This is a genomic window from Flagellimonas pelagia (genome assembly GCF_003584135.1).
Taxonomy (GTDB): domain Bacteria; phylum Bacteroidota; class Bacteroidia; order Flavobacteriales; family Flavobacteriaceae; genus Flagellimonas; species Flagellimonas pelagia.
In genome coordinates this window covers 15487-30655 of the sequence record NZ_QXFI01000012.1, presented here as the reverse complement: position 1 = coordinate 30655, position 15169 = coordinate 15487, and the positions used below count along the sequence as shown (strand labels likewise).

Here is a 15169-nt window from a genome sequence, read left to right as displayed (position 1 = left end):
GCAACAACTGCTCACCAAAGCAATCCAAAGTAGGGCGATATGTTTACAAATGGTTTTCAATTTATATAAAATAAAATTTAGGCAAATCTAAAAATAGTTTTTTATAAATAAAAAATGTATTTTTGATAAAATTAAATTGAGATGACCCGATCCGAGGAGAACTATCTGAAAACCATTTTCCATTTGGGAAGCGGGGATGATGTATCCATAAACACCAATGCCATTGCGGAGCAGATGGAAACCAAACCATCCTCTGTTACGGATATGGCCAAGAAATTGGCCGAAAAAGGTCTGGTGAACTATAAAAAATACCAAGGGATTTCCCTTACGGATGCGGGGGTTAAAACCGCCCTTTCCATTGTTCGAAAGCATAGGCTTTGGGAAACTTTTCTGGTGGAGAAGCTTGATTTTGCCTGGGATGAGGTACATGAGGTGGCGGAACAGTTGGAACACATCAAAAGTGAAAAATTGATCGATAAGTTGGACCAGTTGCTCCAGTTCCCCAAATATGACCCCCATGGTGATCCCATTCCGGGAAAGAACGGTGAATTCCAAGAACATAATAAGGACTTGTTGAGTGAACTGCCTGTTGGGGCCCATGGCATTTGTGTGGGGGTGAAGGATAGTTCTTCGGCCTTTCTGCAATATTTGGATAAGCATGAAATTTCAATCGGCAAGCCGATCCAAATTTTAGGGAAAGAGGCATTCGATGGTTCCCTTCACTTAAAGATTGGGGAACGGGAACATATGGTTTCACATCAGATTGCCTGTAATATCTATTTAAAATGAAACGATTATATAATCCAAAATAGCTATGGAACAACCTGTAATGGCCTTGGTTTTGGGATTGGTAGCCGTCGGGACCCTCATTTGGGTGTTCTGGCCCAAAAAAGGATTGTTGGCCCGTTTGGGAAAAGTACGGATGAGCTCCCAGCGCGTTCTTTTGGAAGACACTTTGAAATACCTTTTCGATTGCGAATATAAGGGCATCGCCTGCAACTTGAACAGTGCTGCGGGCAATCTCAATATCAGTGCAGACCAAATGGCAAAACTGATGGCCCACTTGAAAGATATGGGTCTCGTTGTTTTTGAAGGACATAACATCCATCTTACCGATACCGGGAAATCCTATGCGCTACGTATTGTACGTGTACACAGGATCTGGGAGCGGTTTTTGGCCGATGAGACCGGGGTACAGCATATGGATTGGCACGGGGAGGCCGACATTCAAGAACACCAATTGTCCTTAGAAGAAGCCAATAGGATCGCGGCACGAATGGGCAATCCTGCCTTCGACCCCCATGGTGACCCCATTCCCTCCACGGAAGGGGAGATTCCGCCATTTTCCGGCCGGCCGTTGAGTAGTTTAAAAGAAGGGGAAGTGGCCCAAATTGTACATATTGAGGACGAGCCCCATTATATCTTTGAACAACTTTCGGCCCTTGGTCTATACCCCGGCATGCAGGTTTACCAATTGGATGTACAACAGGGGAAGATCACCTTTGCCGCCGATGGGAACGAATGTGTGCTTACCCCACTTTTTGCCTCAGCTATAACGGTTCAACCACTTCCGAAAGCCGAACCTATTCAAGAGGGGTATCAGCGCTTATCCGAACTTCAGCCTGATGAGACCGCCAATATTGTGGGCATTTCTTCCTACTGTCGTGGTTTGCAAAGAAGACGGTTGATGGATTTCGGGATTGTTCCGGGTAATTCGATAACCGCTGAGCTTCGGAGTGCCTCGGGAGACCCTGTGGGCTACCGCATTTTGGGAACCACCATCGCCATCAGAAAAGATCAGGCCAACCTGATTTTCATCAATAACATTAAAAAAGAACAACATGAGCAGTCAGCCTAATTGCGAAAATTGTCCGGTACACCATAAGGGGAACCTCGTCCGATTGGGAATCGATATGGATAAGGTGGATTATGTTGTGGCGCTTGCCGGAAACCCCAATACTGGAAAAAGTACTGTCTTTAACAACCTTACCGGATTACGACAACATACCGGAAACTGGCCAGGAAAAACGGTTGGTAGGGCAGAAGGAGCTTTTTCCTATGAAGACGACAGTTACAAGATTGTGGACCTTCCGGGCACCTATTCTCTTTTATCCACCAGTACGGATGAGGAAGTGGCCCGTAATTTTATCCTTTTTGGCCGTCCGGATGTAACCGTGATCGTCGCCGATGCCACCCGTTTGGAAAGGAACTTGAATCTCGTCCTTCAAATATTGGAAATCACAGATAGGGCCATTTTATGTCTCAATTTGATGGATGAGGCCAAGCGTAACCATGTAGAAATCGATGTTCGAGAACTTACCAGGGAATTGGGGATTCCAGTGATTCCTACTTCGGCCCGAAGACGGGATGGTATGGACGAATTGGTAGCCATGATAGCCGAGGTGGCCTCAGGCAAATACATCTGCAAGCCCCATCGGGTCAGGAACCATACGCCACAGTTAAAACATGCCATTGATACCTTATCTAAAAAATTAAGGGAAACCTATCCGGGTTTGCCCAATGCGGAATGGGTGGCCTTACGTTTGTTGGAAGGAGACCAAAGCATCATCGAGGCCTTGCAGAATGGCATTTTAGATGGATTGGTCGAGAATGAAACCCCTATAGCGATATGACGGAGCAGAACAAATCAAAAAATACGGAGGAAATCTTGGGGATAGCCAACAACCTGAAATGGGAATTGGGCATGGGCATCCATGACAAGATCGTTTCCTCCCTATATGCCGATGCGGCACAGATTGCCCGCAAAACGGTTTCCATCGAAGGAGATAAACCAGCTTTCAGTTTGGATAGGAAGATTGATAAGATCGTGACCAGCCGATGGTCAGGATTCCCGATTATGTTCGTGCTCTTAGCCGTGGTTTTTTGGGTCACTATTTCGGGTGCCAATTACCCATCCGGACTTTTGGCTTCTTTGTTGGTGGATACGCTTCATCCCATCCTGAAAAGTGGAGCAGACAGTTTTATGCCATGGTGGTTATCCGGGCTTTTGATCGATGGGGCCTATTTGGCCATGGCCTGGGTCATTTCCGTAATGTTACCGCCAATGGCCATATTTTTTCCATTATTCACCTTGTTGGAAGACTTGGGTTATTTGCCCAGGGTGGCCTTCAATATGGATAGTTTGTTCCGAAAAGCAGGGGCACACGGAAAGCAAGCCCTTACCATGAGCATGGGATTTGGATGCAACGCTGCGGGTGTTATCGCCGCAAGGGTCATCGATAGTCCAAGGGAACGATTGATCGCCATCATCACCAATAACTTTTCACTATGTAATGGTCGATGGCCTACTCAGATTTTGATTGCCACCATTTTCATTGGAGGTATGGTATCCCCATTTTGGGCTGGTTTGGTTTCCACAGGGGCGGTGGTAGGTGTGGCCGTTTTGGGTATCGCTTTTAGTTTGATCGTTTCCTGGGTTTTAAGTCGCTCCGTTTTGAAGGGTGAAGCTTCTACCTTTAGTTTGGAATTGCCGCCTTATCGTCCGCCAAGGGTGCTTCAAACCTTGTATACTTCATTGATTGATAGAACATTGTTCGTGTTGTGGAGGGCTGTGGTCTTTGCCGTTCCAGCTGGAATGGTGATTTGGTTGGTTTCCAACATCCATATTGGGGGGGTGAGCTTGGCCGAGCACTTCATTGATTGGTCCAACCCGTTTGCTGTGGTCTTTGGGTTGAACGGAGTCATTTTATTGGCCTATATCATTGCCATTCCAGCCAACGAAATCGTAATCCCGACCATTTTGATGCTTACCGTGTTGGTGACAGGGATGTCCGGGGTCGGTGAGGGCTCAGGGGTCATGTTCGAACTGGATTCCATCACCAGTACCGAAAACATTTTGAGGGCCGGGGGTTGGACATTGCTCACTGGAATCAACCTGATGCTGTTCAGCTTGCTGCACAACCCCTGTTCCACTACTATTTATACCATTTACAAAGAGACCAAAAGTGCCAAATGGACTCTAATTGCTACTCTTTTGCCCATTGTGTTGGGATTTGTGGTCTGCTTTTTTACGGCCCAGTTATGGTATTTATTTGCTTAATATACTATCCTCCAATCAGATCAAAAACTCCTTTGAGCAAAAATTGATCGTCTTGCTTGAGGTCTTCCGAGCTGATTTCGGTAAAGCCTCCATAGCTATTGCCTTGGTCCACATGGACTTTCTCAAAGGTATAGCCCTCAGCATTTTGAGAAACCAATTTCAACACATAGGATGACCCTTCGGATTCTATGACAGCTTCATCCGGAAGGGATAGGCCATTTTTCGTATCGGTCATAATCATGGCATTCACGAACATACCGGGCAGGAATCCAGTATCATCCTCGTTCTCCAAATGGCCATGTACTTTAATGGTTCGTTTGGCATCATCAATGGAGGCACCTACCAGATGTACTTCTGCCATATAGGTTTCGTTGGAAGCCTCTGGGATGGTAAATTGGATTTTTTGTCCCTTTTTTACTTTTAATATGTCCTTTTCGAATACTGTGAGTTCCAAATGGACGTGTTCATTGTTCGCTATTTCGAGAATTTGACTGGCAGGGGATACATAGCTGCCCATGGAAACGTTCACTTTGGTTACACTGCCCGAAATAGGGGCATAGATACTTGCCAGTGAACTGATAGCCCCTTTTTCCACTTGACTGGGAGAAATGTTGAGCATCTGCAGTTGTTCCCGTAACCCTTGGTATTTGGCCTTAGCGGTTTCATAATTGCTTTTGGCCTGAAGGAAGTTCTTCTGGGAAGCGATTTTTTCATCGTACAACGTTTTGTTTCGCTCGAATTCGGCTTTCAAAAAATCCAGTTGATTGTACACCTGAAGATATTCTTGCTGCATTTGCACAAATTCTTGGTTTTCCAAGGTCACCAACAATTGGCCTTTTTTTACCTTGTCGCCTATTAAAAGTGGCGTCTTTTTCACGAATCCTCCCATAAAGGCCATTACACTGGCCCTGTTTTCCGGTGGTACATCGATCATACCCGATGTTTCCACCACATCGGGAAAATTTCGCTCCTCCAATCCTCCCAAAAGAAGTCCGTTGGATGTGAATTGATCTTGAGTTACCACAATCGCAGAGGTTTCAGTCTGTTCCCCTTCGGAGGAAGTCTCGTTGTTCTTGTTGCCACAGGATGTTATCAATAAAAGGAAAACGGTGGCGTAGCTATAGATGATATTTTTCATTGTTATAATGTTATGGTCAAGTAATTAATGGCGATTACGGTTTGATTGTATTGGTTGAGGACATCCAAGTAATTCAACTGGATGTCATAAGCATTCTCCAAGCTTTGGATGTATTGGAAAAAATCGATTTCCCCATTGCTGAAATTGCCCGAAGCCGCTTTTAAGATTTGCTCGGACAATAGGCCCCCTTCATCTTCATAATAGGAGAGTTCCTTGGTCTGCTGTTCCAACTGCTGCAAAAGGGATTTGTAACGTTGGTTCATGGTAATGCTGATCTCTTGGTTTTCCATGGCCGTGATCTTGGTCTGGATCTTGGAGGATTTCACACTGTTGCTGTGCCCGAAGAAAAACAAAGGAACCCTTATTCCCAATTGGACTCCGTACAGGGAGGTGCCGAGTCCTTTATTGGTCCCTTGAAAATATTCCAGGTCGATGTCTGGCAGCAATCGGTTTTCTTCCAATCGCTTTTGGGCATTGCTCAACTCTTGGCGCTGATCAAGGAAGGCGTTTTCCGTTTCCAATAGGCCAGTGGTGTTCAAGACCGATAGCTTTTCTGGTTTTTCAATGGCAATATCCAAGGTGTCACCACTTTGCACTAAACTGATGATCAATGCTTTGGCTGTGATAATTTCCTGTTGGGTCTTGGTATAGGTATTGGCAATCTGCCGTTGTTTGGCTTGGGCCGTCACCTTTTCCAGATAGTTGGTCTCACCGAGCTCAAAGCGCCGGTTCGCTGCATGGGCAAATTTGGTGTAGATGCTATCCAGCGTATGGTACATTTTGGCTTTTTGATGCAGCGTTTGGTAATCGTAATACGCGGTGCTCAATGATTGGAACAGGGTCTTTTTTTGTAGTTCCAAAGATGATTTTTGCAGCTCGAAATTTGATTTTTGCACCTTACTTTTCGCACCGTAAACCGTCGGAAATTCCAACATCTGCTTTGCGCCGAAAACCTTTAAAGGCTCCCCGTTCAACGCCAGGTTGTTCTCATCGTATTGATAGTAGAAATCAGTCTTTTCCAACTGAAATGCAGTTCCCTTTAATGTTTCGGCCTGATCCACCATTAGAGCACCGGCTTGAATACCCTTGTTATTTTCCAAGGCCAGGGCCTTCAAATCTTCAAGGTTCAATTTGGATTGTGAGAATCCGGATATCGAAATCAAAAGCAACAAAAGCGTCAATCCTTGGTTTTTCAACATCTTTTTCATTTTTCTTCGCTTTCTCATACCCTTAAACTTAATGTTGTGTGAATAGGCATACAAAACAGGCAACACTACCAAAGTAAGCATGGTCGCCGTTACCAACCCACCGATGACCACAGTGGCCAAAGGTCTTTGCACTTCGGCTCCCGCATTGGTAGAAACCGCCATGGGCAAAAAGCCCAAGGCCGCGGCCGATGCGGTTAACAATACGGCCCGCAATCGATCTTTAGTTCCTTGCTTGATAAGGTCTTCCATGGAATCAAAATCCTTTCCTTTCAATTCCTTGAAATGTTCGATAAGTACGATGCCATTGAGCACCGCTATACCGAAGAGGGCAATGAAACCGACTCCCGCGGAAATACTGAAGGGCATTCCTCTCAACCATAATAGTAAAACGCCTCCCACGGCGGAAAGCGGTATGGCAGAAAATATCAATAGTGCTTCCTTTACCGATCCAAAGGCAAAATAGAGCATGATGAAAATGAGTAACAATGCTATAGGAACGGCAATCATCAACCTAGCTTTTGCATTTTGCAAATTTTCAAATTGTCCGCCGTAGGAAATGGTATACCCAGTGGGCAACTTGATGTGTTGGTTGATCAACAATTGTACATCGTCTACCACAGATTGTAAATCGCGGTTCCGCACGTTGATACCGACCACAATCCTTCTTCGGGTATTGTCCCGTGATATTTTGGCGGCCCCTTTTTGATAGGTGATCTCAGCCAATTCGCTCAACGGAATCTTTCCTCCGGAAGGGAGGTCCACATACAGGTTTTTAAGATCGGAAATATCCTGTCGATTTTCTGAATCCAATCGAACTGCCATATCGAACTGCCGCTCCCCTTCAAAAACGCTACCTACAATTTTCCCTGCAAAGCCCATGGAAATCATTTCGTTGAGGTCGGCTATGTTGAGTCCGTGACGGGCAATTTTTGCTCGATCGTAGGATACGTTCATTTGCGGCAGACCTTCCACTTTTTCCACGGTGATGTCCGAGGCTCCTTCCACATTTTCGATAAGTTGTTTGATCTCGTTGGCCTTTTTGTTCAAAATCTCAAGGTCTTCCCCAAAAATCTTGATGGCGATATCGGCCCGCACCCCTGTAATCAATTCGTTGAAACGCATTTCAATAGGTTGGGTAAACTCCACTTCCATGCCAGGAATCACAGCCAAAGCTTCTTTGAATTTATCGGCAAGCTCATCCTTTGTCTCCGCAGAAACCCATTCCGATTTGGGTTTTAGGGATATGATTACGTCGCTTTCTTCCATGGACATAGGATCTGTGGGTACCTCAGCGGCCCCGATTCTACTTACCACTTGCTTTACTTCGGGGAATTGGTCCATTAAAATTTTCTCGATCTTGGTGGTTGTCTCCACGGTTTTCTCCAATGAGGTCCCTGTCTTAAGAATCGGTTGGATTACAAAATCCCCTTCGTCCAGCGTTGGGACAAATTCACCGCCCATGGAGCTGAACAGAAGAATGGCACCAACCAACAGGGCTGCGGCTACGGATAGCACCAATTTTTTACTTTCCATGGCCCAGTGGATTACGGGTTCGTATTGCCGGTTGATCCAGTTTACCAAACGCGCGGATATCCCTTTGGATTCATCCTTGCTCGGCTTCAGAAATAAGGCCGAAGCAACCGGAACATAGGTAAAACACAACAGAACTGCCCCAAGTAATGCAAAACTGAACGTCAAAGCCATGGGTTTGAACATTTTACCTTCAACTCCGCTCAAGGACAGAATCGGGATGAATACAATAAGAATGATCAACTGGCCAAACACCGCGGAGTTCATCATTTTAGTGGCACCTTGCACCGTGATTTCATCCTTTACTGCTTGTATTTCATGCTTGCCCAAATGGACCAGTTCAGCTTGTTTTTGACTGATTTGAAAGGCAATGAACTCTACAATGATGACTGCACCATCGATGATGATGCCAAAGTCGATGGCCCCAAGACTTAAAAGGTTCGCGTCTACTCCAAAAATGTTCATCATGGTGAGGGCGAACATCAGACAAAGTGGGATTACAGAGGCAACCACCAAGCCCGAGCGCCAGTTGCCCAAAAGGAGGACCACCACAAAAATCACAATAAGACACCCCAAAATAAGGTTCTCCGTTACGGTAAAAGTGGTTCTTCCGATCAATTCACTGCGATCCAAAAAAGGATTAATATAGACTCCCTCTGGCAAGAAATTTGAAATACTTGCCACACGTTCTTTAACAGCCTCAATAACTTTTTTAGAATTTGCATCCTTTAACATCATGACTTGGCCCAGCACTTTTTCGCCTTCCCCGTTACCGGTAATGGCACCAAAGCGGGGAGCACTACCGAACCCGACCTTTGCAATGTCCTTAATATAAATAGGTATGCCGTTTCGGGTGGTGACCACGATATTTTCAATATTCTTCAGGTTGTTCACCAGACCCTCTCCACGGATAAAATAGGCTTGGTTCACCTTTTCAATATAACCGCCCCCTGCAATGCTGTTGTTTTTTTCCAAAGCGGTGAACACTTCTGCTGCCGCAATATCCAATGCATTCAATTTTTGGGTCTGGATGGCGACCTCGTATTGTTTAAGGTGCCCACCCCAGGTGTTGACCTCAACCACTCCCGGAATACCAGAGAGTTGACGTTTCACGATCCAATCCTGAATGGTCCTAAGATCGGTGGAGGTATATTGACCTTGATATTTGGGTTCAACGTCCAGAATGTATTGGTAGATTTCTCCCAAACCGGTGGTAATGGGACCCATTTCGGGGGCTCCAAACCCTTCTGGGATACGTTTGGATGCCGATTTGATCTTTTCGGCGATGAGTTGCCGGGGCAGATAGGTCCCCAGATTGTCCTCAAAGACAATGGTGACCACCGAAAGCCCGAATTTGGAAACCGATCGGATTTCCTTGACCCCGGGCAGGTTGGCCATTTCCAGCTCAACAGGGTAGGTAATGAACAGCTCCATATCCTGGGTGGACAAACTACTTGAAGTGGTGAGTACCTGTACCTGGTTATTGGTCACATCCGGAACGGCACCAATGGGTATTTGTGATAGGGAGTATAAACCTACCAACGCAATAAATAAAGTAAAGAGTAGAACAATGAACTTGTTCCTTATGCTAAAAGAGATGATTTTTGAAAACATGATTCATAGAAATAGAGTAGCATTACAGATTAAATAAGGCTTCTGGAGAAGTGTCCGGCAATCCCGGATAACTATGAATTATGCTTGTTTGGGTGGTTGGAACAACCCGTCGCCCCAAATTTGTGAGTCCGACATTTGATAATGGAAATTGCCCTTTCTTACCACGGGGATTTCCGAGCGGGATTCAAAAAAAGGATTGGAGTCCACCATAAAGACCAAATGCTGCAAACATTGTGATTGGTGCTGAAATGGCAATTTTTCGTGATCTTTTTGTTCCTCCTGATGCTTTTCGTTGTGTGAGGCTTTCAATTCACCATAATGTTTGGACATAAAAACCATGAAACTATCCCCATATTCCTCGCTGTGGAATTTGTAGTGCTCCACCAACTGTCCCATTTCCACCAAATCCTTAAAATGGATATTGATGCTCTGGAGCAAAATGAGCATTGCAGTTAATATGGTAATAAGTTTATTCATCCTGACACCATAAAATTACGACAATTCGAGGTAGGATAAATGCTTGATTATTAATTTAGAATGAGTCTGATTATATTGGTAATGAATCAGTTGATGTTTAGTATCACCGCTTGAAAGGGCTCCATTTTTATGGAATCGTCAATAATTTGAAGGTCATTATAATTATTTATAAGTACTGGCGATTTGGCCCAACCTGTCTCAAGGGTAATGTCAGCACTTTCTTTAGAAAAGTTTAACAGGGTCAAAAGCGTTTTGCCCTCCAAAGTTCTGGTATAGGCATAAATAGAAGGATGTTCTGGAGCCAAAAGCTCATAGCTGCCATAGACCAGAACAGGATTTTGTTTTCGAAGTGTGGTCAATTCCCGAAAATGATTCAGCACAGAACTAGGATTGGAGTTTTCTTTTTGTACGTTGATGTCGACGTATTTGGGATTGACTGGAAGCCAAGGGGTCCCCAAGGTGAATCCTGCATTTTCGGAATCATTCCACTGCATTGGAGTGCGGCCATTGTCCCTGGAACCAAAATTGAGTTTCTTCATGAACAAGTCCATATCCTCACCTTCGGACAATGCTTTTTGATATCCATTGAGGGCTGCAATGTCCTGATATTGTGTAATGGTATCAAAATCAATATTGGTCATTCCAAGTTCATCCCCATAATAGCAATAGGGAGTGCCCCGCATGCTCATGATAAAGGTATTCAATAATTTGGCCGAGGCACTTCGGTATGCTTCGGTGTCATTGCCCCATCTACTTACCATTCTGGCTTGGTCGTGGTTGGCCAAAAAAATGGAAAGCCATCCGTCTTTGGCAAATTCCTTGTCCCATTTGCTGAACACTTCCTTCATGGTTGCCAATTCATATCCCTCATATTTGGGAATATCCACCCCTTCAAAGGCATAGGCCATATTAAGCTCTTTTCTGTCCCGATCTACCAATTTATGGGCATCATCAAAATTACGGCCGGCGCCTTCGGCAACGCTCATGACATCATATTTACTAAAAACTTCTTGGTTCATTTCCCTCAGATAGTCATGGAGCCTATCCTGCATGGCATAGTATTGAATGAAGTCCTTTTCAAAACCATCCGGGAATTTAGGGTAGGTGGTATCCTTGGCCGCAAACTGAAAGGCATCCAACCGAAAACCGTCCACGCCCTTATCGGCCCAAAATTTCATGATGTCGTAGACTTCGTGGCGCATTTTTGGGTTGGACCAATTGAGGTCGGGTTGTTGCTTCGCAAAATAATGAAGGTAGTAGGCGTTGGTCAATGAATCATATTGCCAGGCATTGCCCTTGGCATCGAACAAACTGTAGCGATAAGGAGGTTCTCCTTTTTCAGCAGGCCACCAATGATAATAATCACGATAGGGATTGTCCCGTGAACTTCGGGATTGTTTGAACCATTCATGTTCATCGCTGCTATGGTTTACCACAATGTCCATGACCAATTTGATGTCCCGCTCATGCATTCCGGTTAAAAGGGCATCAAAGTCTTCCATGGTGCCAAATTCTTCCATGATACCGCGATAGTCGCTTACATCATAGCCGTTATCGGCATTGGGCGAGCTATAGATGGGATTGAGCCAAACGGCCGTAACACCTAAACTTTTAATATAATCGAGCTTTTCTATGATACCTTTTAGGTCGCCAACACCATCACCATCCGAATCCTTGAAACTACGGGGATAAATCTGGTAAACGATGGCCTCTTTCCACCATTCGGCATTTTGAACAGAGGTAGTGGTCTGCGGGTTGTTGTTTTGTTTGCAGGAATTGGCCACGCCCAAGGCTATAAAAAGACAAATCACCCATCTTATTGAGGAACGTTTCATCACAGTTAAATTATGCGCTATGTTCCTTAAAGATAGGTGATTTGCCTGAAATCTTACCGTTAGGAAATCCTGTTAGTCCAAACTGATGGGAGCACTACCATTTTTTTCCAAAAAGGCATTCACTTTTGGGAGTTGTTTTTCCAGTATACTGTTCAATTTTCCAATATGGATATCCAGTTCCTTTGACAGCTCGTCAAAAACAACGTAGGATGCATCAGTGGGTTTGGCATCGCCATTTTCAATACTGCGTTGAAGGGAAATGAACCTGTTGTTGAGCTTTATCGGGAAGTTCAGGGGATCCTGTCCGGACTGGTTCCGAACTTGGTAGAGGTCTTCCTCCACAACGGTCAGGGGCTCCATAAGACCACCTGAAAGTTTTTTGAACTGCTTGCTTGTGATTTCCTTGCCGATACTGTCCAATTGTTTGCGGATGCTTCTGATCTGGATCACTGCCTCGTTGGCAATACTTGCCTTTTTGGTAATCTTGGAAGCCAATTCAAATTGTTTGTCCAAATCATCAGCAGTGATGCCTTTTAAGTTGGGGTCGATGACCACATTAAAAGGGAGTTCCTGTACCACTTCATCCCCTACTTTCATTTTGACCTTATACGCGCCCAAAGGTGCCTTAGGACCGTTTTTGACCGACCCACCCCAAATGATGATGCCATCAAAAGAAGTGGGCCCAGGATACCTTAAGTTCCAGGTAAAGGTGTTGATGCCTTTGGCCGTGGTAGGTTTGGTACTGCTTCCCCTGCTGTACCAAGAATCACCATCATCTTTTTTGTATTTAGGCTGATTCCCTCCGAAGGAATCAATCAATTCTCCTTTGGCATCCAGTATTTCAAAAGTGATGGTATCTACCTGTTCCTCCAGATAATATTGGAAGTTGGCATTGTAAATACCCCGGATGACATCGGTTGGTTTAAAGAGGACATTTTTTTTGCTCTTCAGCTCGGGAGAATATTCGCGAAGGGGTTGAATGTCGTCCAAGATCCAGAATCCCCTACCATGGGATCCCAAGACCACATCGTTGTCCTTGATGACCAAATCCCTAATCGGGGTATCGGGAAGGTTCAATTGAAGGGACTGCCAGTTATCCCCATCATTGATGGAAAAATAGACCCCGTGTTCCGTGGCTAAGAAAAGAAGGCCTTCTCTTTGGTGGTCTTCACGAATGGCCCTTGCAAAATGCCCTTTTTCAATTCCGGTAATGATCTTGGTCCAGGTTTTACCATAATCATGTGTCTTGAAAACATAGGGTTCACGATCATCAACCTGGTAACGGTTGGCCGCCACATACAAAGTGCCAGGATTGTGGACAGATTCATCAATGATGCTGACCCTAGAGAATTTTGGGAGGTCTTGGGGAGTAATGTCGGTCCAAGTTTTGCCGCCATCACGGGTAACGTTAATCTTGCCGTCATCCGATCCTGCCCAAATGGTATTGATGTCATGGTAGGATGGTGCCAAAGCAAAAACTGTGGCATAAATTTCCGGTCCGTTCATATCCATGGTGATCACACCGCCCGTTTTGCCCAAAGTCTCGGGATCGGCATAAGTAAGATCAGGACTTATTTTTTCCCATGTTTGACCATCATTGGTCGTTTTCCAAACATGTTGGGAGCAAGTGTACATCACATTGGGATCTTTGGGAGCAAACATGATCGGGAAGGTCCACTGCCAACGTTCTGGAAGGGCACTGGCGGGTTCCCCGGAGAAAAACCGGGGGTACACCTGTATGTCCCGGGTTTGGCCATTGCTTCGGTCATATCGGGTCAATAAGGCTCCTTGGCTTCCGGCATAAAAAATATCGGGATTGGTTGGGCTCTGCGTAATCCATCCACTTTCACCACCTCCTACGGCATAGTACCAACCTTTATTGGGTCCACGCGCCTGCATAAAATCCCATCCATCGCTGGGCATGGCCAAAGTGGTATTGTCCTGTTGGGCACCCGCTACATGGTAGGGAACATCACTGGTGGCCATCACATGGTAAAATTGCGAAGTAGGATAATCCTGATCGGTCCAGGTTTTACCACCATTAAGGCTTACAATACCTCCACCATCGTTGCTACTGACCATTCTTTCGGGATTGTTCGGGTCTATCCATAGGTCATGGTTGTCGCCATGGGGAGGGTTGATGGTCACATCAAAGGTTTTCCCGCCATCGGTGGACTTGAAAAAGCCCACGTTCAATCCGTAGACCACATCTTTATCTTTGGGGTCCGCATAAATTCTGGAATAGTAGAAAGCACGTTGTCTTAATTTGCGCTCGTTATTGGTAAGTTCCCAAGTTTTTCCTCCATCATCCGATCTAAAAACGCCACCTTCGTTGGCTTCCACAATGGCCCAGACCCTATTGGAATCCACAGGGGAAACCGTAACACCGATTTTCCCGATAGGACCCTTGGGCATGCCAACATTTTGGGTCAGATCGGTCCAGGTTTCACCGCCGTCCGTTGATTTCCAAAGCTTACAATCAGGACCCCCGCCCCACATTTTCCAAGCTTTTCGGTACACTTGCCATGTACTGGCATAAAGGGTATTGGGGTCGTTCCTGTCAATGATCAAATCGGCCGCGCCAGCTTTATTGCTTACGTAAAGTATTTTTTTCCAGGTAGCTCCACCATCGGTACTTTTAAAAACGCCACGCTCTTCATTGTCTCCATAGGGGTGACCAAGGGCCGCAACGTACACTATGTTTTCGTTGGTTGGGTCAACACGTACCCTGGCAATGGCCTGGGTTTCTTCCAAGCCTATATGCGTCCATGTTTTGCCGCCATCGGTGGTTTTATACACACCATCCCCTTGGGTAATACTTCCCCGGAGTTGGGTTTCGCCCATTCCGATATAGACCACGTCAGGATTGGTCTCCGCTACCGCAACGGCGCCGACAGAGGAGCTCGTTACCTGACCATCGGTTACGCAGGACCAGGTATTACCGCCATCAACGGTTTTCCATAGACCACCTCCGGTGGCCCCAAAATAATATTCATTGGGTCTTGAAGGGCTTCCCGCACAGCCTAACGATCGGCCGCCCCTTTCTGGGCCTATATTTCGCCATTTAAAACCGTTGTAAAAACTGGTGTCCACTTGCATGGTAGGAGCAGTCTGGGCGTAATTGAACAATGAGGATAGGAACATGGACAGTAGCAGCCATGTTCTGGTTGAGGTTTTTAGCATTCCCATGATGTCGGTGTTGGTTATGAGTAGTTAAATAAAGCTACAATTTACTCAATACGATTGAAAATGATTCACCATTTGTGAGGATGTGCCCCATATTTTTAACCATTCTAAAGAAACTGTT

General features: G+C 45.4%; 7 protein-coding genes and 1 pseudogene. 3 read left to right on the top strand and 5 right to left on the bottom strand.

The window, feature by feature from the left end:
* The first annotated feature begins 141 nt into the window (after positions 1–141).
* The 3 genes and pseudogenes from D2V05_RS04220 (at position 142) to feoB (ending at position 4060) form a co-directional block, all read left to right on the top strand.
* The gene (locus D2V05_RS04220; RefSeq protein ID WP_119646291.1) at positions 142–789 is read left to right on the top strand and encodes a metal-dependent transcriptional regulator; all 648 of its coding nucleotides are present in this window, start codon (positions 142–144) and stop codon (positions 787–789) included.
* 25 nt (positions 790–814) lie between these two features.
* Positions 815–1858: a metal-dependent transcriptional regulator gene (locus tag D2V05_RS04215; RefSeq protein WP_119646290.1), complete on the top strand. Its 1044-nt coding sequence runs from the start codon at positions 815–817 to the stop codon at positions 1856–1858.
* Positions 1842–4060 (top strand): annotated as a pseudogene (gene feoB, locus D2V05_RS04210) (ferrous iron transport protein B). The gene D2V05_RS04215 and the pseudogene feoB overlap by 17 nt, the downstream one beginning before the upstream one ends.
* A gap of 4 nt (positions 4061–4064) precedes the next feature.
* Here the strand turns inward: feoB and D2V05_RS04205 are convergent.
* From D2V05_RS04205 to D2V05_RS04185, 5 genes are all read right to left on the bottom strand, one after another.
* The gene (locus D2V05_RS04205) at positions 4065–5198 is read right to left on the bottom strand and encodes an efflux RND transporter periplasmic adaptor subunit (protein ID WP_119646289.1); all 1134 of its coding nucleotides are present in this window, start codon (positions 5196–5198) and stop codon (positions 4065–4067) included.
* A 2-nt stretch (positions 5199–5200) separates the two neighbouring features.
* Positions 5201–9550, bottom strand: a complete 4350-nt coding sequence (locus D2V05_RS04200; protein ID WP_119646288.1) for a CusA/CzcA family heavy metal efflux RND transporter — start codon at positions 9548–9550, stop codon at positions 5201–5203.
* 78 nt (positions 9551–9628) lie between these two features.
* The gene (locus D2V05_RS04195) at positions 9629–9997 is read right to left on the bottom strand and encodes a hypothetical protein (protein ID WP_147378226.1); all 369 of its coding nucleotides are present in this window, start codon (positions 9995–9997) and stop codon (positions 9629–9631) included.
* Positions 9998–10113: 116 nt separating this feature from the next.
* The gene (locus D2V05_RS04190) at positions 10114–11862 is read right to left on the bottom strand and encodes a glycoside hydrolase family 13 protein (protein WP_119646287.1); all 1749 of its coding nucleotides are present in this window, start codon (positions 11860–11862) and stop codon (positions 10114–10116) included.
* 72 nt (positions 11863–11934) lie between these two features.
* A complete protein-coding gene (locus D2V05_RS04185; protein ID WP_220473536.1) occupies positions 11935–15051 on the bottom strand; it encodes a VPS10 domain-containing protein in 3117 nt (1038 codons plus the stop codon).
* Between the last annotated feature and the right edge of the window lie 118 nt (positions 15052–15169).

Excerpts from the sequence above, each read along its gene's own strand:
- D2V05_RS04220 (WP_119646291.1), top strand. The coding sequence starts at position 142 with ATGACCCGATCCGAGGAGAACTATCTGAAAACCATTTTCCATTTGGGA.
- D2V05_RS04215 (WP_119646290.1), top strand. The coding sequence starts at position 815 with ATGGAACAACCTGTAATGGCCTTGGTTTTGGGATTGGTAGCCGTCGGG.
- D2V05_RS04205 (WP_119646289.1), bottom strand. The coding sequence starts at position 5,198 with ATGAAAAATATCATCTATAGCTACGCCACCGTTTTCCTTTTATTGATA.
- D2V05_RS04200 (WP_119646288.1), bottom strand. The coding sequence starts at position 9,550 with ATGTTTTCAAAAATCATCTCTTTTAGCATAAGGAACAAGTTCATTGTT.
- D2V05_RS04195 (WP_147378226.1), bottom strand. The coding sequence starts at position 9,997 with ATGCTCATTTTGCTCCAGAGCATCAATATCCATTTTAAGGATTTGGTG.
- D2V05_RS04190 (WP_119646287.1), bottom strand. The coding sequence starts at position 11,862 with ATGAAACGTTCCTCAATAAGATGGGTGATTTGTCTTTTTATAGCCTTG.
- D2V05_RS04185 (WP_220473536.1), bottom strand. The coding sequence starts at position 15,051 with ATGGGAATGCTAAAAACCTCAACCAGAACATGGCTGCTACTGTCCATG.